Source organism: Micromonospora acroterricola, assembly GCF_003172955.1.
GTDB lineage: Bacteria > Actinomycetota > Actinomycetes > Mycobacteriales > Micromonosporaceae > Micromonospora > Micromonospora acroterricola.
In genome coordinates this window covers 1-22,284 of the sequence record NZ_QGKR01000196.1, presented here as the reverse complement: position 1 = coordinate 22,284, position 22,284 = coordinate 1, and the positions used below count along the sequence as shown (strand labels likewise).

At 71.5% G+C, this 22,284-nt stretch carries 28 protein-coding genes and 2 pseudogenes; 15 read left to right on the top strand and 15 right to left on the bottom strand.

Going from position 1 to position 22,284, the window contains the following annotated elements; genetic code table 11:
* Nucleotides 1–45: 45 nt before the first annotated feature.
* From DKT68_RS15225 to DKT68_RS15200, 6 genes are all read left to right on the top strand, one after another.
* Nucleotides 46–570, top strand: coding sequence for a hypothetical protein (locus tag DKT68_RS15225; protein ID WP_109818064.1), 525 nt, complete (start codon nt 46–48; stop codon nt 568–570).
* 19 nt (nt 571–589) lie between these two features.
* Nucleotides 590–2,305 carry a PIG-L family deacetylase gene (locus DKT68_RS15220; RefSeq protein WP_161556669.1) on the top strand — a complete coding sequence of 572 codons (1,716 nt, stop codon included), beginning with the start codon at nt 590–592 and terminating at the stop codon, nt 2,303–2,305.
* A 9-nt stretch (nt 2,306–2,314) separates the two neighbouring features.
* Nucleotides 2,315–3,127, top strand: a complete 813-nt coding sequence (locus DKT68_RS15215; RefSeq protein WP_109818062.1) for a hypothetical protein — start codon at nt 2,315–2,317, stop codon at nt 3,125–3,127.
* A gap of 4 nt (nt 3,128–3,131) precedes the next feature.
* Nucleotides 3,132–3,548, top strand: a complete 417-nt coding sequence (locus DKT68_RS15210) for a hypothetical protein (RefSeq protein ID WP_109818061.1) — start codon at nt 3,132–3,134, stop codon at nt 3,546–3,548.
* A gap of 41 nt (nt 3,549–3,589) precedes the next feature.
* Nucleotides 3,590–3,919 carry a hypothetical protein gene (locus DKT68_RS15205; RefSeq protein WP_146218377.1) on the top strand — a complete coding sequence of 110 codons (330 nt, stop codon included), beginning with the start codon at nt 3,590–3,592 and terminating at the stop codon, nt 3,917–3,919.
* Nucleotides 3,920–4,127: 208 nt separating this feature from the next.
* Nucleotides 4,128–4,475 (top strand): hypothetical protein, encoded by a 348-nt coding sequence (locus DKT68_RS15200; RefSeq protein WP_109818059.1) that lies wholly within the window; start codon nt 4,128–4,130, stop codon nt 4,473–4,475.
* Nucleotides 4,476–4,548: 73 nt separating this feature from the next.
* Here the strand turns inward: DKT68_RS15200 and DKT68_RS15195 are convergent, their stop codons facing one another.
* The 9 genes from DKT68_RS15195 to DKT68_RS15160 all read right to left on the bottom strand — a co-directional run bounded on the left by DKT68_RS15195 (nt 4,549) and on the right by DKT68_RS15160 (nt 10,705).
* Nucleotides 4,549–4,995: a hypothetical protein gene (locus DKT68_RS15195; RefSeq protein WP_109818058.1), complete on the bottom strand. Its 447-nt coding sequence runs from the start codon at nt 4,993–4,995 to the stop codon at nt 4,549–4,551.
* Between the two features lie 320 nt (nt 4,996–5,315).
* Nucleotides 5,316–7,232 carry a hypothetical protein gene (locus DKT68_RS15190; protein WP_109818057.1) on the bottom strand — a complete coding sequence of 639 codons (1,917 nt, stop codon included), beginning with the start codon at nt 7,230–7,232 and terminating at the stop codon, nt 5,316–5,318.
* 83 nt (nt 7,233–7,315) lie between these two features.
* Entirely contained in the window at nt 7,316–8,185 is an 870-nt protein-coding gene (locus tag DKT68_RS15185; protein ID WP_109818056.1) for a hypothetical protein, read from the bottom strand.
* Between the two features lie 2 nt (nt 8,186–8,187).
* Nucleotides 8,188–8,562, bottom strand: coding sequence for a hypothetical protein (locus DKT68_RS15180; RefSeq protein WP_109818055.1), 375 nt, complete (start codon nt 8,560–8,562; stop codon nt 8,188–8,190).
* A gap of 19 nt (nt 8,563–8,581) precedes the next feature.
* Nucleotides 8,582–9,064, bottom strand: a complete 483-nt coding sequence (locus DKT68_RS15175; protein WP_146218376.1) for a hypothetical protein — start codon at nt 9,062–9,064, stop codon at nt 8,582–8,584.
* On the bottom strand, nt 9,061–9,357 hold the full coding sequence (locus tag DKT68_RS15170; protein ID WP_109818053.1) for a hypothetical protein: 297 nt from the start codon (nt 9,355–9,357) through the stop codon (nt 9,061–9,063). Before DKT68_RS15170 ends, DKT68_RS15175 begins: the two co-directional genes overlap by 4 nt.
* A 72-nt stretch (nt 9,358–9,429) precedes the next feature.
* Complete coding sequence (locus DKT68_RS15165) at nt 9,430–10,341, bottom strand: DUF2637 domain-containing protein (protein WP_109818052.1); 912 nt, start codon at nt 10,339–10,341, stop codon at nt 9,430–9,432.
* The gene (locus DKT68_RS31185) at nt 10,338–10,511 is read right to left on the bottom strand and encodes a hypothetical protein (protein ID WP_161556668.1); all 174 of its coding nucleotides are present in this window, start codon (nt 10,509–10,511) and stop codon (nt 10,338–10,340) included. The genes DKT68_RS15165 and DKT68_RS31185 overlap by 4 nt, the downstream gene beginning before the upstream one ends.
* Complete coding sequence (locus tag DKT68_RS15160) at nt 10,508–10,705, bottom strand: hypothetical protein (RefSeq protein ID WP_146218375.1); 198 nt, start codon at nt 10,703–10,705, stop codon at nt 10,508–10,510. Before DKT68_RS15160 ends, DKT68_RS31185 begins: the two co-directional genes overlap by 4 nt.
* 141 nt (nt 10,706–10,846) lie before the next feature.
* Here DKT68_RS15160 and DKT68_RS15155 point away from each other — a divergent pair, with 141 nt between their 5' ends.
* From DKT68_RS15155 to DKT68_RS15135, 5 genes and pseudogenes are all read left to right on the top strand, one after another.
* The gene (locus tag DKT68_RS15155) at nt 10,847–11,497 is read left to right on the top strand and encodes an NUDIX domain-containing protein (RefSeq protein ID WP_201749049.1); all 651 of its coding nucleotides are present in this window, start codon (nt 10,847–10,849) and stop codon (nt 11,495–11,497) included.
* Nucleotides 11,498–11,629: 132 nt separating this feature from the next.
* Nucleotides 11,630–12,043 carry a GntR family transcriptional regulator gene (locus tag DKT68_RS15150; protein WP_236646907.1) on the top strand — a complete coding sequence of 138 codons (414 nt, stop codon included), beginning with the start codon at nt 11,630–11,632 and terminating at the stop codon, nt 12,041–12,043.
* 339 nt (nt 12,044–12,382) lie between these two features.
* Nucleotides 12,383–13,387, top strand: coding sequence for a hypothetical protein (locus tag DKT68_RS15145; RefSeq protein ID WP_146218374.1), 1,005 nt, complete (start codon nt 12,383–12,385; stop codon nt 13,385–13,387).
* 122 nt (nt 13,388–13,509) lie between these two features.
* Nucleotides 13,510–13,935: a hypothetical protein gene (locus tag DKT68_RS15140; protein ID WP_109818048.1), complete on the top strand. Its 426-nt coding sequence runs from the start codon at nt 13,510–13,512 to the stop codon at nt 13,933–13,935.
* A gap of 43 nt (nt 13,936–13,978) precedes the next feature.
* Nucleotides 13,979–14,329: pseudogene (locus tag DKT68_RS15135) on the top strand (alanyl-tRNA editing protein); the annotation flags it as partial.
* Between the two features lie 64 nt (nt 14,330–14,393).
* Here DKT68_RS15135 and DKT68_RS15130 read toward each other — a convergent pair.
* Nucleotides 14,394–15,029: a CGNR zinc finger domain-containing protein gene (locus DKT68_RS15130; protein ID WP_201749048.1), complete on the bottom strand. Its 636-nt coding sequence runs from the start codon at nt 15,027–15,029 to the stop codon at nt 14,394–14,396.
* A gap of 68 nt (nt 15,030–15,097) precedes the next feature.
* Here DKT68_RS15130 and DKT68_RS15125 point away from each other — a divergent pair, with 68 nt between their 5' ends.
* Nucleotides 15,098–15,547: a VOC family protein gene (locus DKT68_RS15125; RefSeq protein WP_109818047.1), complete on the top strand. Its 450-nt coding sequence runs from the start codon at nt 15,098–15,100 to the stop codon at nt 15,545–15,547.
* A gap of 109 nt (nt 15,548–15,656) precedes the next feature.
* The gene (locus DKT68_RS15120; RefSeq protein ID WP_109818046.1) at nt 15,657–16,571 is read left to right on the top strand and encodes an SDR family oxidoreductase; all 915 of its coding nucleotides are present in this window, start codon (nt 15,657–15,659) and stop codon (nt 16,569–16,571) included.
* Here DKT68_RS15120 and DKT68_RS15115 read toward each other — a convergent pair.
* From DKT68_RS15115 to DKT68_RS15095, 5 genes are read right to left on the bottom strand one after another with little or no spacing between them, the layout of a single operon-like run.
* Nucleotides 16,562–17,530, bottom strand: coding sequence for a helix-turn-helix transcriptional regulator (locus DKT68_RS15115; RefSeq protein ID WP_109818045.1), 969 nt, complete (start codon nt 17,528–17,530; stop codon nt 16,562–16,564). The two genes, DKT68_RS15120 and DKT68_RS15115, sit on opposite strands and share 10 nt — an antisense overlap.
* 23 nt (nt 17,531–17,553) lie before the next feature.
* Complete coding sequence (locus DKT68_RS15110; protein ID WP_109818044.1) at nt 17,554–18,195, bottom strand: response regulator; 642 nt, start codon at nt 18,193–18,195, stop codon at nt 17,554–17,556.
* Entirely contained in the window at nt 18,192–19,463 is a 1,272-nt protein-coding gene (locus tag DKT68_RS15105) for a sensor histidine kinase (RefSeq protein ID WP_109818043.1), read from the bottom strand. The genes DKT68_RS15110 and DKT68_RS15105 overlap by 4 nt, the downstream gene beginning before the upstream one ends.
* Nucleotides 19,464–19,473: 10 nt before the next feature.
* Entirely contained in the window at nt 19,474–20,208 is a 735-nt protein-coding gene (locus DKT68_RS15100) for an ABC transporter permease (RefSeq protein ID WP_109818096.1), read from the bottom strand.
* Nucleotides 20,209–20,219: 11 nt separating this feature from the next.
* Entirely contained in the window at nt 20,220–21,128 is a 909-nt protein-coding gene (locus DKT68_RS15095) for an ABC transporter ATP-binding protein (RefSeq protein ID WP_109818042.1), read from the bottom strand.
* 210 nt (nt 21,129–21,338) lie between these two features.
* Here DKT68_RS15095 and DKT68_RS15090 point away from each other — a divergent pair, with 210 nt between their 5' ends.
* Both DKT68_RS15090 and DKT68_RS15085 read left to right on the top strand, forming a co-directional pair.
* Complete coding sequence (locus tag DKT68_RS15090) at nt 21,339–22,130, top strand: EI24 domain-containing protein (protein ID WP_109818041.1); 792 nt, start codon at nt 21,339–21,341, stop codon at nt 22,128–22,130.
* A gap of 13 nt (nt 22,131–22,143) precedes the next feature.
* Nucleotides 22,144–22,284, top strand: a pseudogene (locus DKT68_RS15085) (macro domain-containing protein); the annotation flags it as partial.

The window sequence follows — 22,284 nt, the reverse complement described above, 5'->3', positions numbered from 1 at the left end:
CAGCCACCGAATGGGTTCGCTGCTGCCCCGAGTTGGAGGACATCGATGCCCGGGTCGACACCCACCTATGGCTTCCCGTACCAGGTCAACAGCGACCCGCCGAACGGCCCGGCCCTTGGCCAGCAACTCGCCGAGGCTGTTGAGGCGCTGTTCGTCGCCAAGCAGCCGCTCCAGGGAACTGCGGTTCTCTCCAGCCTGTACACGTTGACGAGCACGATCACCGACCTTCCCGGTTGTTCGATCACGAAGAGCGTGCCCAGGTCGGGAGCGGTGGCGCTGTTGACGTGGACGGCGGACTGCGTGCTGACCGTCGCTGGCAGCACGTCGCTGATGGCGGTGGTCAACGTGATGATCGACGGCGTGGATCAGGCGGCCCCTCAGTCCCTGTGGGGGCCGGGCAATCAGGCGGTGCAGACCAACACCCGCGGCACGACCAGCGGCTCGATGACGGTGGTGTTGGGCTCCTCCGGATCGCACACGTTCAAGCTCCGGGCGGCGGCGTCGAGCGCGACCGGGCAGATCAAGCTCAACGCCCAGCACACCCAACTGACTGTGCTCATCCTCCCGTGACCGATCGGAGCGCGGGCCTGTGACCTTCCTGGCTGTGGTGGCCCATCCCGACGATGACCTGCTGTTCCTCAACCCCGACCTGTCCGACGCGATCCGCGCCCGGGGCGAGGTGACGACGGTGTACATCACCGCCGGGCAGGGGAGCGGCACCGGGGCGACGGCGGGTGAGCGGGCGCGGTCCCGGCAGCGCGGCATCTGCGATGCGTACGCCCACATGGCCGGCTACCAGCCGACCGGTGACCAGTCGGAGTGGTCGGGTGAGCTGATCGAGGTCGGCGGAAAGCAGGTCGAGCGGTACACCCTCGACGGGCGGATCCGGCTGCTGTGGCTGGCCCTCCCGGACGGCCAGCTCACCGCCCTGGAGGCGGGCACCCCGCAGCTCACGGTGGAAGTCCCCGGCGGGCTGGGTGCCCCGGTGTACGGCTACAACCGAGCGGACGTCGTTGCCGCGCTGCGAGCGCTGATCGACGTTTACCAGCCGGGTGAGGTGTGCACCCTGGATCCGTGGCCGGAGTCCCGGTACGAGCCGCACGACCACGCCGACCACACCGTCTCCGCCCGCCTTGCTGGTGAGGCTGCGACCGCGGCGGGGGTGCCGGCGCTGGCGTACCGCGGGTACTCCATCACCGCCGTGCCAGCCACCCTCGCGCCGCAGGTGGCGGCGGACAAGCGGGCCACCTTCGACGTGTACGCCGCCTACGACGATGACGCGCAGCCGTACGGCTGGTGTGAGCGGATGCTCTACCGGTGGCCGCGCGGCAACGGCTGGGTGGGCCGCAACGCCGACGGCAGGTTGCAGGTGTTCTCCGTGCGCGCCGGGCGGGTGGTGACTTGGTGGCAGGTCGACGACTGGACGTGGTCACAGCCCCGAGTACTCGGCGGATCCACTGGTCCGATCGCCCCCGGCCTGGCCATCGGCTACGACCTCGACGGCCGCATGGAGCTGCTGGCGCGGCGCCTGTCGGATCACCGCATCGTGTGCCTGTGGCAGACCAGCCCGTCGGGGCCGTGGGCGTCGACCTGGTCGTCGCTGGGCAACCACAACGCCGGCCAGCCCAACGAGGCGCAGATGGGTGTACCGACGGTCACCCGCCACGCTGACGGCCGGCTGTGCCTGCTGGTGAAGAACGGCGGCGGCGGGGTGTCCAGCCGGTCCCAGACCGCGCCGGGCGCCGGCTGGGGCCCGTGGACGGACCTCGGCGGCACCGACATCCAAGACGGCGTCACCGCGGCGGTCGGCCCGGGCGGCCGTATCGAGGTGTTCGCTGGCACCACCACCGGGCTGCTGCACTGGTATCAGACCGCGCCGAATGGGCCGTTCAAGCTCAACCCCAACCTGCCGTCCCTGCCGGCCGGGTCGCCACCCAGCGCGGTGCGGATGCCGGACGGGCGGCTGCTGCTCGTCTACCGCACCGCCGACTCCCTGGCCCTCACCTCCCAGGCGGCGCCCGACGGGCCGTGGGAGCAGCCTGTCGTGGTGTCCGGGCCTGGCGGTCACGGGCAGGTCACCGCCGCCACATGCTCGGGCCGGGTGTGGCTGGCCTGCCGTGACGCTGACGGCGGGGTGTCCGCGACGAGCCTCGACAACGACGGACTACCGGGCGACTGGGTCTCCTACGGGCAGGCGTGCGACGTGCCCGCCCTGGCCGTGGCCGGCGGGGTGCCGCACCTGTTCGTCGGCGACGGCCCATCCTGCCGGCCACTTGCCGAGGCCACTTGGACCGCCCTGCCCTGAGGAGGGACTGTGACCACCAGAGCAACCCCCGTCCTGACCGGCCTCGCCGCCGGATGGAAGAAGCTCTACAAGTCGGCGGTCATCTCCGGCATCGTCGGCGACACCCGCCACGCCAAGCGGGGCGGCTACCACATCAGCATCGAAGACCAGGTCAACCGGTCCGACTACTCGGTGACCCGCCCCGACGACAAGGCGCCGCCCGGTGCGTGGCCGCGTGACTGCGCCGCCGCCATCGACATGAACCTCAGCTTGGCCGACATGAAGGTCTGCCACGCCCGCCTGTGCGCCGTGTGGCGCAACCGGGCCAACGACCCCCGGGCCAAGTACATCAACGCCCACAACGGTTGGGACGGCAACGGCAACCCGGGCCGCTACGACTGGTACGCGGGCTCCGTCTCCACGGCAACGGACGACCACGAGTGGCACGTCCACCTGGAGATCCGCCGCCGGTACGTCAACGACCCGAAGGCCGCCGAGGCGGTCCTGTCCATCCTGCGGGGCGAGAGCCTCGCCGACTTCCAGGGAGACGACATGGCACTCGACACCAAGACCCCGATCTACGAGAAGGGCCCGTCGGAGCGTCAAGCCCTCGCCGACCTGCACTACGCCCAGTTCAAGGGCAACCAGGTCAGCGTGGAGCAGCAGGCCCTGGCCCGCATCGAGTCGCTGCTGGCGCAGCTCGCCGGGAAGGACTTCACCGACGAGCCCGCCATCGTGGCCGGGGTGCTGGCCGGGTTGGACCCGACCGCCATCGCCGCGGCGATCCCCACCACCCTCGCCAAGCAGGTCGCCGACGAGCTGACCGCCCGCCTGGCCGAGTAGCCGCGTGCCGACCATCGTCGTCACCGGCAGACACCGACCACACGAGGTGATGTTCCTGATCCTGTCCGCGCTCGCCGGCGGCGCGTTCGTCCTCGGCGCGAAACCACCCACCACCGTCGAGCAGCTCGTCGCGCCGTGGGTCCTGTGGACCTGGTACCTGCTGCTGCTCAGCTCCGGCGTCATCGGCCTGGTCTCGATCCTGCTGCCCGACACGTATCGGGCGTTGGTGCTGGAACTGGCGGCGATGCAGGGGCAGGCGGCGGCGCCGCTGCTGTACGGGCTGGCGCTGCTCGCCAGTGGCCGGCCGGAGGCGACGTTCGCGGTGGCGTTCTGCCTGTCCTGGGCGGGTGCGTCGGCGTGGCGGGGATGGCAGGTGGGCCGGGGCATCAGGGCCGTACAGCAGGCGGGGGAACGGTCGTGAATGGTTGGGCGCTGGTGTTGACGTGCGTGAGCGGCGGCGGGGTGGCCGGCATCATCACCACGCTGGTCGGGGGGTTGTTCAACCGGCCGAGGACGAGAGCTGACGCGGTGTCCCTGCTCACTGACAGCGCGTTGAAGCAGGTCAACGAGTTACAGGAACGCACCGCTGAGGCGGAGCGGGAAGCCGTGGCTGCCCGCGCCGAGGCCGCGCAGGCACGCCAGCAGATGCGGGAGCTGACCGGTGAGATCGATGCCGCAGTGGCGACGCTGCGGTCGTGGCGCGCGGCCATCCTGACGCCCGGCATCGAGATCGATCAACTGCGGGTGATGGTCCGTGACCCGGGCGGCACCATCAACGGCCGCCACCTGTAGCGCCGCACTGGTGCTCGTGCTGGGTTACGAGCCCGCACCCGGTCCGCTGGCACCGCCACTGGCGGCCCATCTGCCAGCACTGATCCACCTTGCAGGACCCCCACGCGGGGGTCGTTTCCGTGTGCCCAGCCGGACAGGGGCGGGGCACCTCAGCGATGCCGTCCGGCGTCTGCTCGTACAGCTGCACACCCACACCCTAGGAGAGACCGTGAAGGTATTCGGCCGCGAGCCCGCCCTCATCATCGGCGCCGTCGGCGCCGCGCTCACCGTGCTCGCCTCACTCAACGTCCCCGGCATCGACGCCGGAGCCGCCGCCGCGATCACCGCGTTCGTCGCCGCGTGCATCATCGCCGTCACCACCCGGCCCGTCGCCCCGGCCCTCTTCACCGGCGTCGTCGCCGCCGGCGCGGCACTGGTCGCCGAGTACGGCATGAACGTCCCCGACGGCGTCACCGGCGCCGTGTCGGGTGCGGTGCTGGCCCTGTTCGCGCTGGCCGGCGTCCGCCCGCAGGTCAGCCCCGTCGAGCCGACCGGGAACGTCGCTCGCACGGTGTAGCCCCACCCGCAACGCACTGCGCCCCCTGCTCGGCCATCACGGCTGGGCAGGGGGCGCTTCGCGCTGTCCGGGCTCAGCGCTGATCGAACGACGACTCCGTAACCGTCCAACTGCCATCCTGCTCCCGCTGCACCTTGCAACGGTAGTCGCCCCGCACCAACGCCCCGAACCCGTTCTCCGCGTCCACCTGCCCGGTCACCTCGTAGTAGGTGCCGAAGTTCCCTTCCTCACCGCTGACCGTGACGTCGTCGGCGTACTCGGCCGTCGCCGGGGACTTCAACTGGCCCGAGATTGCCGCCTGGCAGCGCTCAACGGCCTCGTCCTCGTCGCTGGGCATCAACGCGTACGCGAGCCCACCAACGGCAACCAGGCCGACGAGCACTGCGGCGGCAATCCACGGCCAACGGCGGGATGCCCGTCGGGGCGGCGTGGTGTCGGGCTCGGTGGGCTGGGGTTGCGTGGGGGTGGGCTGCTGCGGAATGCGCGCCTGGTCGTCACGCGGATCGATGGGGAGGGTCATGCCCGGCAGGCTACCGACCAGCGGCAACGAGTGAGGACCACCGTTCAGGCGGTGTCGTCGCCCCAAGATACCGATCAAGGGACGGACGTAATACGCGCTCCCCGCCACCAGGACGGGGAGCGCGCGATGTGGTGCGGTCAGTAACCGAGGGCCGGGATGACGAGGTACATGGCGGCCACCAGCAGCAACGCGGCGCCGGCGATGCCCGCCGCCCCTGCGATGGCGAACAGCTTCACGATCGACATGTGGTGTCTCCTTCTGTGGGGTTGGGTTGGTCGGTTCTCGGCGGCGATCTGGGCCTGCCGGGTCTCGTTTCGCGGTCAGGCAGCCTGGTTAACCGCCTCGTACTGGCGGCCACCACCGCGCACCTGACCTGCCTCGGCCAGGTCACCGAGCAGGTTGTGCACCTGCCGCACCGACAGCTCAATCGCCTCCGCGATCCGCGCCGGGCTGGTGTGTCCCGCCCGGATCGCATCGACCACCTTGGCGTGGCTCGGGCCGAGCAGCTTGCGCGCCTCCTGCTGCGCCTGCGCCACCATCACCGACCAGGACGGGAACGCCGCCCCACCGAACGACTCCAGCGCGGCACCGTCCCCGCCCGCAGCCGGCTCGGGCCGACGCGGCTCGGCGATCAGCGACACCCCGTCGACCACCGCCCTGCGCTCGGCGAAGGTCCGCTCACGAGTGCGGTAGCCCTGGACGGCCACACCCGCCTGCGTCCCATCGAGCGACCGCCACGTGAACCGAGTCGGCCAAATCGTCTTCGAACGATCGTCCAGGTAGGTGCTGCGGAACAGCGCCTGACGGGCACCCGGCGCTGGCTTCGCCACCAACCCGTAACCGCCGCCGGTCGGGAACTCCTTCGGGTTCTCCTTCACCCCGAAGATGGTCTTCGCGTTCGGGTCGTCGCCGGCCAGCATGATGCCGTTGCCGGTGAGCAGACTCGACCGCAGCGCCTCGCAGTACCGCGAGCCGGCGCCGCCGAACGCGTTGAGAGTCGGCTCCTGGCTGGCCAACACCAGCGCGACCCCGACCTTGCCGCCCTCACGGGAGATCGTCGCGGCGAGCTGCTGGGTCCGCTTCCAGTACTCCGGGTTCTCCGCCTCCAGCAGCGGCTTGTGGCACTCGTCGATGATCCCGAGCAGGCCCGGCCGGTCGGCGGTCGGGGTGAAGCCCTCGTGCCCATGCTGGACGTTCTCCCGCTGGCGCAGCAGCATCACGAAGTGCATCCCGGCGACCATCGCGAGGATCCGCTCGAACGTGCCCGCGAACAAGTCCGCGTGGCGCATGAGCAGCGGCGACGACGCCCCACCCTGCCCGTCGCCGTACCAGACCACCGTCGGGTGCGAGGTGCTGGACGCCAGCGACATGGCCAGCGAGTCGATGAGCCGGGACTTGCCCGACCCGGTGCCGCCCTGGATGAAGCCACCCCACAGCCGGTTGTCGGTGTACGCCCGCCAGAAGGCGGTGCCCTCACCGTCGGCGTAGGGGCCGAGCTGCACCCGACCGGTCTCCGAGTCGAACGCTGCCGGGCCGGGCCACAGCACGCCCTTCTGGACGGGAGAGTTGGTGACGACCGTCAACAGCGCGGTCGGCTCCGGCTCCGTCGGGTGCGCCTCGACGATGAGCTGCTGGTCGCCACGCAGCTTCAGCCCACCCCGGACCGTCTTCATCTTGTCCACGACCATCCCGACGTGCTGCTTGCCGGGGCGCAGCCGCAGCGTGTATCGGATTCCCGCGCCGATGGGCTCGGCGTTGGTCAGGCGCGACCCGGGCAGCACCCCGTCGGAGCTGCCGACGTTCTCCGCCCACAGCCGCTGGTACGCCGACCGGGTCACCTTCGGCTGGATCAACCCCACCGGGTGCTGTCGCCACCAGTGCATCGACAGCCCGTACCCGACCGCCATCAGCAGGCCGATCGCGCCCAGCGACAGGCCGGCGAGGGTCACGCCGGTGAGCCAGCCCACCGCGACCGCCACGAACGCCAGAGCCCGACGGCGGGCCTTCTTGTCGAACACCCGACGGCGAATCCTGGACGCGGCCACCACGGCGATGACGAACGCTGCACCGGCCACCCACACCGCGACGGCCTTCTCGTCGCCGACGGCGTGCACGGCGATGCGGGCGGCGCCGGCCGCGACGACGAGCGCGCCCACGGCGGCGTGCGGGGCGAGCTGCTGACGCAAGCCACCCTCGACCGGCGCCGCCTGCTGGGGCACCTCGGTTGTCGTGCTCATGTGGTTCTCCCTCGGGGTGTCCCGGCTTCCACCGCGGCGGCGCAGACCGGGGAAGCGTCTGCGCCGCACGGCGGGAGCCGGGGTTACTCGTTGACGAGCGCGACCTTCTCCGGCGCGTCCGGGTTGTTGGCGTAGAACTCGCGGCCCTGCATGAAGTCCTTCATCGCGTTGGACAGCGCGTTCCACTTCTCGGTGGCAGTGCCCGACGCCTCCCGGGCCTCAGCGGCAAGGCCAGTGATGCTGGGACCGAAGCCCATCTGCTCCAGCGACCCGGCGTAGCCCTCGCTGCCGGCGGTGGAGAACTCCTGGTGGGCGGTGGCCGCCGCGTCAGCGAACGCGATGGCGGTGGTCAGGCCGGTGGCCTCAGAGTTGGGCATGGTGATCTCCTTCTCGATCTTCTTGATGTTGGGGAACTGGATGACCTGCGCCAGGGTCTCGTCGGCGAGGCAGCGGTGATTGCTGGCCGACTCCTGGGCTCTGGCCCGCGTCATGAAACCGAACTCACCGGCACCGCACCGGCCACACCGCCACGCCTCCCGACCACACGCCGGGCCGCACGGCTCCAGGCAGTACGGGTGTTGGTCGTCGTGCACCACCGACGACCCGCTCAGCTCGTCCGGGTCCGGCGTCAGCCACTCCGGCTCACCGCGCTCCGGCTGTGGCTTCGGCTCCCGCACGATGCCGACCATGTCGTCAACCGGACGGGCCCTCGCCGCAGCCGACTTCCGACGCTTCTCCGTGTGCGCGGCCAGAGCGTCCGAGTACAGATCCGCGAACCACTCCCGGCCGCCGTAGCGGGGCTGCTGCGCCGGCCGGTGACCGGCCGCCTTCGCCCGCTGCTTCTTCAGCTCGTAGCGCGGGTTCGGGGTGCCCTTCACCGCGTGAACCAGATCCTCAGCACCCCGCTTGCCCATCCAGGCGATGACGAAGCACCAGAGCAGGACAATCTCCACGGCTACCAGCCCCTGGACTGGTTCATCGTCCGCGACGACACCAGGAAGCTGATGACGACCGCGGCGAGCGCCAAGCCGACCGTGCTCGTGCCCACCCAGTCGCCCAGGTGGTTCTCCGCCCAACCCCAGAGCTGGGCGAGACGGTCGCTGATCCAGCGCGGGATGGTGCCGTCGATCGAGACGATCAGCGACGGGAGCACGAACGCGCCGATGACGGCGTACTGGTTGGGGACGCGGTCCTTCGCGATGTCGATGCCGATGATCGCGAGAGCAGCGATGATCGCGATGACCATCACGGTGGAGCCGAGACCGACACCGACGAGGCCAGCCCCGCCGATCACGGCGAGCGCGAAGCAGATCCAGGCGAGCACTTTCATGGGGATACCTCCCAGGGGGTCAGAGAAACAGCCACAGCGCCGCGTCGGCGCCGGGGGAGATGACGTGGTCGACCAGCCAGACGACCGGGGGCAGGAACGACAGGGCCTTCACGGTGAGCACCGCGACCGCGCACCGGGCGGGCCGCTCCAGCACCCACTCGGCGAAGCGCGCCACCACCAGGGCGGGCACGGCGACCGCGCCCAGCCAGATCAGGCCGAGGCGGCGCGCCGGCCCGTGCAGCTGCTCGGTGTACCGGCCCCGCCGGGCGTAGAGACGCATCTGCTCGACGGCGGGGCGGCGCTCGGTGAGCAACGCTGGCGGGGTGCAGTAGTCGCCGAATCGGGCCAGCCACTCGCCCGTCGTGGTCGGCCGGTCATCACCGTCGGTGATTGCAGAGTGCAGACTTTCCGCCCCCGTCGAGTCGATCTCACGCTCAGCGGCCCCGCCGGGGAAGTCTGCATTGCAGAGTGCAGCCTCACGCTGCGTCACGTCCACGCTCACGACAGCTCCCCGGCGGGTGCGGCGTGACGGTCGGCGTTGCGGCGAGCCCGCAGCGCCACCCACGCGAGCGCGTACAGCAGCAAGATCAGCGCGGCGGTGACCGGCGACTCGACCTCCAGCCGGCCGGTGAACCCGCCGATCAGCGTTCCGCCGCCGACCAGCACCATGGCGGCGACGGCACCGTTCGCGACCAGCGTCTCGTCGCCCGGCCAGCGGCTGTGGATGTGATCGCCCGGCTGGTGCCGGGTAGGCGCGCGGTCCCGGGTGACCAGGACGATGTCGGTCTGGGACATTGGTGGTTCCTTCCTCGTGGGGTTGGAGGCGGTGCCCGGCCCGGCTGTAGGAGGTGGGACCGGGCACCGCGCTTATGGGGTGGCGACCGGCTCGAACGAGTGGCCGTTGGTCTGCTTCAACCGGTCGCGCAGAGTCGAGTCCGGGACGCCCTCCGCGCGGGCAGCCGCGCGCTTCGTCTCTCCGCCGCGCACCCGCGCGACCGCGCGCTCCAGAGCCGCCTCGCGCTCGTCGGCCGACGGCTCCGTGACCGGCTCCGTGGGGGTGCGCAGAACGACGTGCCCGCGCCGCGCGGGAGCCTGCGCGACCTGCGGAAGCTGCACCCGCGCGGGCATGCGCGGCGGCTCCACCTCAGGTGCGCGAGGCGGCTGCGCGGGCTGCGCGACCGGCTGCGCGGGAACGTGCGCGGCGACCTTCACGGCCGGTGCGCGGTCAGGCTGCGCGACCGGCGCGAACGACTTGCGCGGGTCCGTCGCGTCCAACACCAGCCGACGCCAGTCGCGCAGCGTCGACCACGGGGCGAGCGCCACCCGGATCAGACGCGGCGGCATCACCACCACCGGACCCGGCTGACCACGACGGCGCAGCACCTGCCGGCGCACCTCCGACAGCAGCACCTCGAACGCCAGCATCGCCAACACCGGCACAGCGGCGGCGAGGACGATGGTCTGCTCGTCACCGTCGGAGCGGGTCCACGCCCACGCGCCGTTGGACGCGGAGCTGGCCGTGATGGCGACGGCGGTGACCAGGCGGGCGAACACCGCCGGCCGGGCGTCGAGGCTCGCGGCCCACGACACGGCGGCCATCGCCACGGCCATCCCGTCGAGGACCAGCGGCAGCAGCTGCGGGGTGGTGAACCCGTTCGCCTTGGCGTAGTGGGTCTGCTCCTCGAACGACCACACCGCGCCGGCCAACCACACCCCGGCGATGAGGGTGAGCGCGATGCCGATGGGCAGGTGCTTGAGCCACGGCCGGCGGGCGGTCATCGGGCACCCCCGCGCAGGTTCCGCAGGGCGGCGACGCTGAACGCGACGCCCGAGAGAGAGCACACCAGCCCGGCAGCGTCGTCGAGCGGGAACGACAGGGCCACCAGCACCAAGCTGGCGATCAGGTAGATGCGGCCACGGGCGCGGCGCTCACCACGGCGGGCGCTCATCGCTCCGCCCCAACCCACTCGATGTGCTGGAGCTGGCCGGCGCCGTCCCTGCGCCACACGCGGGCACGGTCCAGGCCCTTGGCGACGACCAGGCCGCGCGCGGTGATCACGGCTTCGACTTCGTTGCGGGCGACGAACCCGACGGTGTCCTGGTACACGCCGTCGGCGGCGTAGAGGTCCACTCGGTACTCCATGCCGGCCAGCATGACACAACTTGGAAAGGTTGGAAAGCTTGGTAGAGTGCTCACATGTTGAGTCCCCCGCCTGCTCCCTCGCCGGGCCTTGCCATGCGACCATTGGTCAACTTGCAAGACCTGGAAGACCTGGGAGATGACGTGGCGGAGAGCGGATACCTGACCATCAACCAGGTCCGCGCGCGCCTCGTCGACGCCGGCTTCAACGACAGCGGCCAAACCATCCGTCGCCTGGTCGACCACGGCCACTTCGGCCGAGAAGGCGTGGACTGGTACCTCACCGAGATCGGCCGATACCGCATGGTGTCGACCGGCGCCGTCGACCGATTCATCGCCGGCCGGCGGCCGGCCGGCACCGAGAAGGGGGACCACGTGCCCGAAGACGCGACCACGCCCGAACGCAGCCCCGTTGTCGCGAGCATCGTCACCAGTGAGCGAGGCGTGCTCATCGGCCGGCGCAACGACGGCAACCCGCCGTGGACGTTCATCGCCGGTGAGATCGAACCCGGGGAGTCCTCGGCCGACGCCGCCGTCCGCGAGGTCAAGGAGGAAACCGGGCTACTGGTGAGGGCCGCCGAACGGGAGATCGGCCGCCGCGTCCACCCGAACACCGGCCGCACCATGGTCTACCTCGCCTGCTACCCCACGGGGAAGCTCGACGTGTTCGTCGGTGACGAGGACGAGCTGGCCGAGGTGAAGTGGGCCAGCCTCGACGAGGTGCAGCAGTTGCTACCGAAGATGTTCGATCGGGTGCTGGAGCACCTTCAGCGGGAGCTGGGCACCGCCAGCTAATCCTGCTGCACGCAACACGATGGCCGCTCCGGATCGGGGCGGCCATCGATCGTTTCAGGCCAACGAACATGTACGCATATGTGCTTTGACCCGTAGGGCTGTATGTGCCCGCCTGTCCGTACCGTCCCCACCGTGATCAACAGGTCGAGCCGCGACCCTGCCTACCGGCAGATCGCCGACCTGTTCCGCGCGCAGATCGAGACCGGCCAACTCCAGCCCGGCGATCGACTCCCGTACGAGGGGCGCATTGCCCAGGAGTACGGGGTGGGCAGGGCGACCGCACGCTCCGCGCTGCGGGTCCTGCGCGAGGAAGGGCTTGTGGTGACCGAGCGCGGCTACGGTACCTACGTGGTCGAGCCACCTCCCCGCGTCGCCGTGAAGGTTCCGCGCGGCTCCACCATCTGGTCGCGGATGCCCACCGAGGCGGAGCGTGTCGCGCTCGGGATGGAGCTGGGCGCGACGGTGCCGGTGCTCATGTACCGGACGGGTCAGCAGCAGCCAAAGGGCCCGTACGCTGCGGATCGAACGGATTTCACCACCGCGTAGACGCGAGCCATGGTCGGCGATCTTGGTAGCGTGGAAGCTGCCTGCGGGCGACGCGGCCAGCGGTGCCAGGTGAACCGGAAGTTACGAATGGTGCAAGCGGTAGCGCTCCCAACGCGGACCAAGCGGACAGCTCCATAGGAATCCCATCCTGACCGAACGTTCCAAGATCGCCGCCGCAAGGTGCAACCTGCACGGAACTACGGAACGATATGCGTCTCGCAGTGATCACGACGACACTGATGCGGTACTCCCGAGCTCAACAACTCACCGGGAGCAACAAGCACCACCGGGGTCCTGTCAGCAGGACCCCGAGGCAAGCACTCGTGGGGGGTGAGGGCCATGCAGACCAGGACGATCCAACGTCTCATGTACGGTGCGGCCCTCGCCGGCGGCATCTGGCTCGGCCTCACCGCCTGCGACCACGCCGCCCACGCCGACGACACACCCGCGCTGGTGGTGACCGAGCGGCCGGGGGGTGCGCTCGAACCCATCACCGAGGTCGTCCCCGAGCCGTCCAAGCCCGCCGAGCCTGAGCCGCCGGCCGAGCCGGAGCCTGAGCACAGCGAGGAACCGGCGCCCGAGCAGGAGCAGGCCGAGCAGGGACACGACGGCCCGGCCGACGAACCCACGCAGGCGCCCGACGAGCCGCCGGCCAACCCCGTGCAGGACGTCGTCGAGGAAGTCGTGGAGCCCGTCGTCGAGCCGGTCGTCGAGGTCGTCCCCACCCCGCCAGCGGCCACGCCGCCGCCCGTCGTTGTGGTCACCCCGCCGCCGCCGGTCGTCGTGGTCCCGGCGCCGCCGGCGTCCACCCCGGCACCGGAGCAGAGTGACAGCCAGCCCGTCGTGGACGTCGCACCCGTGGAGCCCGAGCCGGCGACGGTAGCCGAGCCCACCGAGGCGACGCCGGCCGACCTGCCCGTGACCATCGGCCCCATCGCCGCCACCACGCCGCCACCGGTCGACGACGGCATCTACCCGCCCGGCACCCTGCCCGAGCCCGCCCCGCGCGCCGCCGAATGCGAGAGTCACACCGGCCGCGTCGACAGCGACCCCGCCCGCAGCAGCGGCGACGGGAAGCAGCAACGGCGCAGCCAACACCAGCCGGCGCCCGACACGGCCACCGAGACGCCGCGGCCCGGGAAGCCCTGCCCCGGCGACGACGGTCCCGTCCAGACCGCCGCCACGGCCGCCGTCAAACCGCCGCCGCCCACCGGGGAGCAGCTCGTCGCCGACAACGTCGCCGGAGCCTACAGCCGGCCCGTGCTGCACCGGCTCACCCAGATCCGACCCCGCAGCCACACCCTCGCCGGCCGCACCGAACACCCCGAGCCCGGACCCGCCTGACCGAGCCTCGCCCGCGGCGCGACAGCGGGCACCAGCCGGCCACGGCCGGCGGGAGGCGGGCATCCGCGACCCCGACCTCCGATCACCGTCCCACCACCACCCTTGATCGGAGCTGATCAGACGTGCACAACCCCTTCAATCCGGATCGGACCCTCCGCTGGGCCCGCAACGCCAGCGCCGTCATCGCCGCCTCCATCGCATCGCTGCGCGTCGCTGACGCCATCGACGTGATCCTGCTTCCCGAAGTCGTGTCCGTCGCGGCCATCGCGCCGTTCATCGCCAGCGTGGTCACTGCCGTCGGCTGTGGCTACCGCATCAAGGCCCGCCGGTTGGAGCGGGACAAGGCGAGCGCCGAGAAGCGGGCGAAGTACGCCGAGTGGGAGAACGTCCGTCTGCGTCGCCAGGAGACACTGCTCGACGGAGAAGAGGACAAGGAGCTGTGGGACTCGGTGCCCGCGGCCAGCAACATGGAAGACACCTGCGCGTTCGGTACGCAGGTGGTCGTCCTCGATCAGCGCCGCCGCCCGTGGGGCCAGCAGGCTGGGTGAGCGGCAGTGGTGGGCCTCATTCTTTATCCGTCATAGGAGTGGAATGAAGCCGGGCGAGGCCCGGATGGACTTCAACCTTCCCGAGGTGCCGGCCGACTTCAAGAGCCGCATCGAGGAGCTGGTCAACGCGGAGATCGCGGCCGATCGTTCGGTCGCCGTCCGGGTGCTGCCGCGCACCGAGGCGCTGGCCCTGCCGGACATCATCCGTACCCAGTCCAACCTCATCCCGCCGGACGAGCAGGAGGTCCGGATCGTCGACATCGTCGGGCTGGACGTCCAGGCCGACGGCGGCACCCACGTCGCGTCCACCGCACAGATCGGCAAGGTGCAGGTGGTCAAGGTGGAGAGCAAGGGCCGGGCCAACCGCCGGGTCCGCGTCCGCCTCGCGGACTGAGCGGCGCTGCCGCCTCGCGGACTGAGCGGCGCTGCCGCCTCGCGGACTGAGCGGCGCTGCCGGTTCAGTCCGCCGGGTCGGCGTCCCGGCGGGCGCGCAGCGACCGGACCTTGTGCCGGTTGCCGCAGCGTTCCATGCTGCACCAGCGGCGTCGTCCGGGGCGTGAGGTGTCCACGAACACGAGGTAGCAGTTGTGCGCGCCGCACTCCCGGATCCGGTCGGCGTACGGCCCGCTGAGCAGCTCGACCGCGTCCCGGGCGATGCTGGCGATGACCTGCCGACCGGTTGCCGGGAGCGCCCAGTGTCGGGTCCCGTCGGGGGCCAGCCGAGGAGCCAGCGGCGCATGGGCAGCCGCCTCGTTGAGGGCGTCGAGGTCGGCGGGCGTGGCGTCGAAGTCGCTGGGTGTGTCGGCCGGCGGTCGTGTGCCGGTGCGGGCGCAGACCAGCCGCCACAGGGCGTCCCGCATCCGCCGGCCGTCGGCCAGGTCCGTCTGGTCGACGTCGACCTGGGCCGGGTCCAGGCGCAGCCGTGACCGCGCCAGCCAGTCGGCGAGATCCGCCGGGCGGTGCAGGGCCTCGTAGCGGGCCCCGATGCCGGGCCCGCCGGTGGTGAGGAACTCCAGGCAGAGGGCGCCGGGATCGAAGAGAAAACGGGCGCCTCGCAGCGACACCAGGGGGATTCCGCTTGCGACGTCGGTCACGTAACCACTATAAACGGTTACCGGGGGGCCGCACGACGCGGTCCGCCGGTGAGGATGAGGGAGACCCGATGGCCCTGGCATGGAAGCTCGTCATCGACTGCGCGGAGCCGATCGCGCTGGCCCGGTTCTGGGCGGCGGCCCTCGACTACGAGCTTGAGGACAACAGCGCCCTCATCGACCAGTTGGCCGCGGCCGGCAGGGTCGGGCCGGAGGAGTACGTCGAGGTCGACGGCCGGCTGGCCTTCCGGCAGCTCGCGGCGGTCCGCCACCCGGACGACCCGGTTCAGCCGGTCAGCGGCATCGGTCTTGGCCGCCGGCTGCTGTTCCAGGCGGTGCCGGAGAGCAAGCAGGTCAAGAACCGGCTGCACATCGACCTGCACGTCGGCCCGGAGGAGCGGGAGGCGACGGTGCGGCGGTTGACCGGGCTCGGTGCGAGCGTGCTGGGTGAGGTCGCCGATCGCGGCAGCGTGCACACCACCATGGCCGACCCGGAGGGCAACGAGTTCGACGTGCAGTGACACCCGGAATCGGGCCGGGCAGGGCGGTGCGGACACTTTCGCCGCCGCTCGCCGGCCCGTCCGGTAATTCGGACGGCGGCTGTCATGTATTGCTGACAGCCTCGCAGGTATGACACAACCGCTCGCAGGAAAGATCGCGCTCGTCGCCGGTGCGACCCGGGGCGCCGGCCGGCAGATCGCCGTCCAGCTCGGCGCGGCCGGGGCCACCGTGTACGCCACCGGCCGCAGCAGCCGGGCCGGCCGCTCGGAGATGAACCGGCCGGAGACCATCGAGGAGACCGCCGAGCTGGTCACCGCGGCCGGGGGCACCGGCATCGCGGTCCGGGTCGACCACCTGGTGCCCGAGCAGGTCCGCGACCTGGTCGCCCGCATCGACGCCGAACAGGGTCGCCTCGACGTGCTGGTCAACGACATCTGGGGCGGCGACCCGCTGGTCACCTGGGAGAAGCCGGTCTGGGAGCAGCCGCTCGACGCCGGCTTCCGCACCCTGCGGCTGGCCATCGACACCCACATCATCACCAGCCACTTCGCGCTGCCGTTGCTGATCCGCAAGCCCGGCGGCCTGGTGGTGGAGATGGGCGACGGCACCAAGGCGTACAACGACGAGAACTACCGTCTCTCGGTCTTCTACGACCTGGCCAAGACCTCGGTCAACCGGCTCGGCTTCAGCCAGGCGCACGAGCTGAAGCCGCACGGCGGCACGGCCGTCGCGCTCACCCCCGGCTGGATCCGCTCCGAGGCCATGCTGGACCACTTCGGCGTGACCGAGGAGAACTGGCGCGACGGGGCGGCCACCGACCCCCACTTCCTCATCTCCGAGACGCCGGTCTTCGTCGGACGAGCGGTGGCCGCGCTCGCCGCCGACGAGGAGAAGGCCCGCTGGAACGGCATGTCCGTCGACGCCGGCACGCTGTCCAAGGTGTACGGGTTCACCGACGTCGACGGCAGTCAGCCGGAGGGGTTCCGGTACATCACCGAGGTGGTCGACGCCGGCAGGCCGGCCGACGTCACCGGCTACCGGTAGAGCGCGCCGAACCGGTCGGCAGCCTCGGCGAACATTTCCCGCAGCTCCGGCGGATCGAGGACCTCCACCTCGGGGCCCAGCCCGAGCAGTTGGTGGTACGCCACCGTGACGGATTCGACCGGCAGTCGGGCCGCCACCCAGCCCTGCCCGTCGGGCTGGGTGGCGGCGGCAACCACCTCGTCGTACACGAAGGGGGCGTCCACCAGGTGTCGGAGCTGGCGCAGACCGGCGGGGCTGAACCGGACGCCGACCTCGGCCCGCAGCATGGTCCGCAGGAACGACCCGGCCTGCTCCCGCCAGTACCCGGCCAGGTCGAAGTCCTCGTCCCGGTCGAAGCTCTCCTCGCCCACCTCGACCCCGCTGACCCGGTCCACCCGGTAGGTGCGCGCGTCGTCGCCGACCCGGCCGACCAGATACCAGACCGCGCTCTTGAGCACGAGCCCGTACGGCTGGACCCGGCGGGTCACCTCCCGGTCGCCGCGCCGGTAGCGCAGCCGCACGACGCGGTCCCGCCAGACCGCCCGGGCCAACTCCGCCAGCCACGGCGGCGGTCCGGTCTCCCGGAACCAGCCCGGCACGTCCAGGTGGAACCGCTGCCCGGCGCGGGCCGGGGCGTCCCGTAGTGCGGGAGGCAGCGCCGCGAGCACCTTGAGCTCGGCAGCGGCGACCGCGTCGGCGAGCCCCATGTCGCCGGCCGGGCCGGGCAGGCCGGCGAGGAAGAGCGCCTCCGCCTCGTCCCGGGTCAGCCCGGTCAGCCGGGTCCGGTAGCCGCCGAGCAGCCGGTACCCGCCGGCCCGACCCCGGTCGGCGTAGACCGGCACCCCGGCCTCGGAGAGCGCCAGCACGTCCCGGTAGACGGTCCGCTCGGAGACCTCCAACTCCCGCGCCAGCTCACTCGCCGTCATCGACCCGCGCGCCTGCAACAGCAACAGCAACGAGATCAACCGGGAGGCGCGCATCCGCCCATCCTGCCCGGTCCGGCTCACCGTCCGCCGGGCGTGAGCAGCCCCCGGTCGTACGCGGTGGCCACCGCCGCAGCTCGGTCGTTGACCCCGAGCTTGGCGTACACGTGCAGCAGGTGTGTTTTGACGGTGGCTTCGCTGATGAACAGCCGGGCCGCCGCGTCCCGGTTCGAGGCACCCCGGGCCACCAGCGTGAGCACCTCCAGTTCGCGTTGGCTGAGCGGCTCCTCGGCCGGCGCGCGCAGCCGTCCCATCAGCCGGCCGGCGACGCTCGGCGCGAGCACCGACTCTCCTCGGGCGGCGGCCTGTACCGCCCGGACCAGGTCCTCGCGGGGCGCGTCCTTGAGCAGGTAGCCGGTCGCGCCCGCCTCGATGGCCGGTAGCACGTCCGCGTCCGTGTCGTACGTGGTGAGCACCAGCACCCGGGGGGAGCTGCCGGAGCGGGCCAACCGTCCGATGGCGGTCACCCCGTCCATCCCGGGCATCCGCAGGTCCATCAGCACCACGTCGGGACGCATCGTCGCGACCAGGGCCAGCGCCTCGGCCCCGTCCGCGGCCTCGCCGACCACCTCGAACCCGGGATCGCCGGTGAACATGCCGCGCAGCCCGTCCCGCACCACCGGATGGTCGTCGACGATCAGCAGCCGGACCGGTCCGGTCATCCGGCACTCCCGGCCAGGGCGGGCACGGAGGCCGAGATGGCGGTGCCGACGCCCGGCTCGGACTCGACGGCCAACTCGCCGCCGACCCGGGCCACCCGCTGCCGCATGGCGGTGAGCCCGTACCCGCCGCCCGGCTGCCGGGGCGTCGGCTGGTTGATGACGTCGAATCCCGTCCCGTCGTCACGGACGTCCAGGGTGACCATGTCCTCCATGTACGACAGAGTCAGCCCGACCCGCGACGCGGCGGCATGCCGGGCCACGTTGGCCAGCGCCTCCTGTGCGGCCCGCAGCAGGGTCACCTCGACCTCCGGGTGCAGCGGGCGAGGCGTGCCGGTGGTGGCGACCTCGGCGCGCACCCCGTTGAGGGCCGACCAGCGCCCGCCCAGTTCGGCGAGGGCGTCCGGCAGGCGGGCCGTCTCCAGCGGCTCCGGGCGGATCGCCCGTACCGAGCGACGGGCCTCGGTGAGGCTCTCCCGGGCCAGGGCGAGGGCGTTGTCCACGTGCCGACGCCAGTCGGCGGAGCGGTCGCGGGTCTGCTCGGCCGCCTCCAGTTGGGTGATGATGCCGGTCAACCCCTGGGCCAGGGTGTCGTGGATCTCCCGGGCCATCCGCTGGCGCTCGTCCAGCACGCCGGCCTCCCTGGCCTGGGTGAGCAGTTGGGCGTGTAGTCCCACGTTCTCCCGGGCCGCGTCGGCGAGCTTCCGGTTCGCCCCGGCCAGCTCCTCCACCAGGAGTTTGCGATTGGCGTTCTGTCGCTCGGTGATGGTGCCGAACCAGCTCACCGCGCCGGCCGCCCCGGCGTTGAACAGCACGAGCACTGACCAGAGCAGCCAGTGCGCCGCCGAGGTGGGTGGGCCCGCGCTCTGCGCGGTGGCGACCAGTACGCCGGTCACGGCCACCCCGGCGAACCGCCATCGGCCGGGAAGCACGAGGAACGCGTGCACGAAGCCGACCCAGGCGAAGAAGCCATACCACGGGCTGGCCACCACCAGCACGGCGCTGACGGCGAGGAGCCCGACGTAGTAGGCCGCCATCAGCGCACGCCGGGTGATCCACTGCGGGTGCAAAGTGATGAACCAGGCGACCCAGCAGCCGGCCGCCACGGCGACGGCCAGGGTCGGCGGGAACGGCAGGCTGCCCGGGGCCGGCGCGAAGCGTGCCAGCACGGTCCCGACGAGCAGCCCGACGAACGGCACGACCCGGTAGACGTTCGCCTCGCGCGCCTCCCACACGGCAAGCCGGTCGACCTGTTCCGCGGTGCTGGTCATCAGTTGTTGCTCACTCCCAGCGGAAGAGTTTCGCGGCGGTCGCGCCGGCGGCCACCGCGACCACCGCCATTATCCCCAGGTGCAGCGGGTGTGGCGACGTCCCGGTCCAGGCGTCGAGCAGCGCCTGCACGCCGGGTGGCGTGTAGTCGCCGATCCGGACCAGGAAGTCCGGCAGGAGGAACCGGGGCACGTAGACGCCGCCGAAGAACATGACCGCCATGAACAGCGGCACGGCCAGCGCCTGCGCAGACTTGGCAGTCCGCGCCACCGCCGCCACCAGCAGGCCCAGGGCCAGCAGGGCCGCCGTACCGAGGACGAGGGCCAGCGTGAAGCCCAGCGGACGCCGGGGCAGCGGTACGTCGAACGCCAACCGGCCGACCCCGATGAGCAGTACGGCGCTGACCAGGATCGTGGCGAGCGAGAGGACCAGTTGGGCGGCCAGCAGCGCGGCCGGGCTGGCCGGGGTGGTGGCCAGCCGGCGCAGCACCCCCCGTTCCCGGTAGGTGGCCAGCACCGTGGGCAGGATGTTCACCGCCGACATGGCGAGCGTGATCACGAGCAACGAGGGGGCGAAGTACTGGATGAAGGACAGGTCGCCGAACTGCGCCTCCGGCTGGCGCCCCGCCGGGATCAGCCCGAACACCAGCAGCAGCGCGAGCGGCAACGCGACGGTCGTCAGCGGCGAGCCGAAGTCCCGCAGGAAGAGCCGCGTCTCGATCTTGAGGATCTGCCCGAAGGCGTGCATGTCGCTCTCCCTCACTCGGCGGGCCGGTGCCCGGTCAGCTCGACGAACGCGTCGTCGAGGGTGGACTGCTCCAGCCGCAGGTCGGCGACGATGATCTGGGTGCGGGCGAGCACCGAGGTGACCGCGTGCAACACATCACCGGTGCCGGTCACCACCACCTGGCTGCCGGTGCGCTGTACGGCGGTCACCTCGGGCAGGTCCGTGAAGAGCCGGTCGTCCACCGGTGCGGACGGCCGGAACCGGACCCGCTGCTCCGGAAGCACCGTCGACACCAGGCCGGCCGGGCTGTCCAGTGCGACGACCCGTCCCCGGTCGATCACCGCGACCCGGTCGCAGAGCCGCTCGGCCTCCTCCATGAAGTGGGTGACCAGCACGATGGTCACGCCGCTGTGCCGGATCTGTTCGATGAGGGCCCAGGTGTCCCGCCGGGACTGCGGGTCCAGCCCGGTCGTCAGCTCGTCCAGGATCGCGACGCTCGGGTTGCCGACCAGCGCCAGCGCGATCGACAGTCGCTGCTTCTGACCGCCGGAGAGCTTCTTGTACGCGGTGTTCCGCTTGTCGCCCAGACCCAACCTGTCGATCAGGTCCGCCGGGTCAGCCGGGTCGCGGTAGAACGAGGCGTACAGCTCCAGCGCCTCGGAGACCCGCAGCTGGTCCGGCAGTTGGCTCTCCTGGAGCTGCACACCGACCCGCTGGCGGAGCTGGGCCGCGTCCCGGCGGGGGTCGAGCCCGAGGACCGACACCCCGCCCCCGTCCGGGACGCGGAGCCCGGCGGCACACTCCACGGTGGTGGTCTTGCCGGCGCCGTTCGGGCCGAGGACCCCGAAGATCTCGCCGGCCTCGACCGTGAACGACACGTCGGCCACGGCCACCAGGTCGCCGTACCGCTTGTGCAGGTTGGTCACCTCAATGACCGGCATCGTGCCGCCTTCCGCCGTTGCATCCGTACCTCTTCAGCCTGGTGGCTGCTGCTCGGCCGCGGATCGACCAGCCGTTGATGACCTTTCGTGGCAGCGGCTGACCCCGGCGATCCACCAACCGGTTGATGTGCAAGGGACGGATCCCTGTCGACGCGCTGCGTCTACGCGCCGCCCGGCGGCCGTTCCCACTGATCGCTAGGCTGCTCGATCGTGGACGCCAGCAGAATCGCCAACCCGGTCACCGGGGCCGTCGGACGCTTCTTCGCGGGAGCCGGGCTGCTCCTGCGTGGGCTCGGCCTCTACGTCCGCAGCCCGAAGCTGATGCTGTTCGGCATCGTGCCGGCGTTGATCTCCGGTGTGCTCTTCGTGGCCGCGTTCGCGACCCTGGTGTACTTCGTGGACGACATCGCCGCCCTGGTCACCCCGTTCGCCGACGACTGGTCGACCACCGCCCGCAATGTGCTCCGGGTGATCGCCGGGCTGGCCTTCCTGGGCCTCGGTGGCCTGCTCGCCGTGGTCAGCTTCACCGCCGTCACCCTGGTCATCGGCGACCCGTTCTACGAGAAGATCTCCGAGCGGGTGGAGGAACGGTACGGCGGCACGCCGGGTTCGGTGGAGGTGCCCTTCTGGTCGTCGCTGCGCCGCAGCCTCGCCGACTCCGTACGGCTGGTGGCCCTCACTGCGCTGGTCGGCATCCCGCTCTTCCTCGCCGGCTTCGTTCCGGTGGTCGGCCAGACGGTGGTCCCGGTGATCGGGGCAGCGGTGGGTGGCTGGTTCCTCGCCGTGGAGCTGGTCGGCGCCCCGTTCTACCGGCGCGGCATGCGGCTGCCGCAGCGCCGGTCGATCCTCAAGGCCGACCGGCCCGCCGCGCTGGGCTTCGGGGTGGCGGTGTTCCTCTGCTTCCTGATCCCGCTCGGCGCCGTGCTGGTCATGCCGGCGGCGGTGGCCGGTGCCACCCTGCTGGCCCGCCGCTCGCTCGGCCAGCCGATCGAGGAGCGCTGACATGGAGATCACCCTGGTCGAGTGCCGGGCGCTGCGGGCGTCGCGCTACGGCAGGGGCCTGCCCACCGGACAGGCGGTGGCGACCACCGCCGGGGAGCTGCCGGCCCGGTGGGTGATCCACACCGTCGGACCGGTCTGGTCGGCCACCGAGGAC

What these genes read in the sequence shown, in the direction of transcription:
- DKT68_RS15225 (WP_109818064.1), top strand. Translation starts at nt 46, where the DNA reads ATGCCCGGGTCGACACCCACCTATGGCTTCCCGTACCAGGTCAACAGC.
- DKT68_RS15195 (WP_109818058.1), bottom strand. Translation starts at nt 4,995, where the DNA reads ATGACCCTCCCCATCGATCCGCGTGACGACCAGGCGCGCATTCCGCAG.
- DKT68_RS15190 (WP_109818057.1), bottom strand. Translation starts at nt 7,232, where the DNA reads ATGAGCACGACAACCGAGGTGCCCCAGCAGGCGGCGCCGGTCGAGGGT.
- DKT68_RS15180 (WP_109818055.1), bottom strand. Translation starts at nt 8,562, where the DNA reads ATGAAAGTGCTCGCCTGGATCTGCTTCGCGCTCGCCGTGATCGGCGGG.
- DKT68_RS15170 (WP_109818053.1), bottom strand. Translation starts at nt 9,357, where the DNA reads ATGTCCCAGACCGACATCGTCCTGGTCACCCGGGACCGCGCGCCTACC.
- DKT68_RS15165 (WP_109818052.1), bottom strand. Translation starts at nt 10,341, where the DNA reads ATGACCGCCCGCCGGCCGTGGCTCAAGCACCTGCCCATCGGCATCGCG.
- DKT68_RS31185 (WP_161556668.1), bottom strand. Translation starts at nt 10,511, where the DNA reads ATGAGCGCCCGCCGTGGTGAGCGCCGCGCCCGTGGCCGCATCTACCTG.
- DKT68_RS15160 (WP_146218375.1), bottom strand. Translation starts at nt 10,705, where the DNA reads ATGGAGTACCGAGTGGACCTCTACGCCGCCGACGGCGTGTACCAGGAC.
- DKT68_RS15145 (WP_146218374.1), top strand. Translation starts at nt 12,383, where the DNA reads ATGCAGACCAGGACGATCCAACGTCTCATGTACGGTGCGGCCCTCGCC.
- DKT68_RS15125 (WP_109818047.1), top strand. Translation starts at nt 15,098, where the DNA reads ATGGCCCTGGCATGGAAGCTCGTCATCGACTGCGCGGAGCCGATCGCG.
- DKT68_RS15120 (WP_109818046.1), top strand. Translation starts at nt 15,657, where the DNA reads ATGACACAACCGCTCGCAGGAAAGATCGCGCTCGTCGCCGGTGCGACC.
- DKT68_RS15115 (WP_109818045.1), bottom strand. Translation starts at nt 17,530, where the DNA reads ATGCGCGCCTCCCGGTTGATCTCGTTGCTGTTGCTGTTGCAGGCGCGC.
- DKT68_RS15110 (WP_109818044.1), bottom strand. Translation starts at nt 18,195, where the DNA reads ATGACCGGACCGGTCCGGCTGCTGATCGTCGACGACCATCCGGTGGTG.
- DKT68_RS15105 (WP_109818043.1), bottom strand. Translation starts at nt 19,463, where the DNA reads ATGACCAGCACCGCGGAACAGGTCGACCGGCTTGCCGTGTGGGAGGCG.
- DKT68_RS15100 (WP_109818096.1), bottom strand. Translation starts at nt 20,208, where the DNA reads ATGCACGCCTTCGGGCAGATCCTCAAGATCGAGACGCGGCTCTTCCTG.
- DKT68_RS15095 (WP_109818042.1), bottom strand. Translation starts at nt 21,128, where the DNA reads ATGCCGGTCATTGAGGTGACCAACCTGCACAAGCGGTACGGCGACCTG.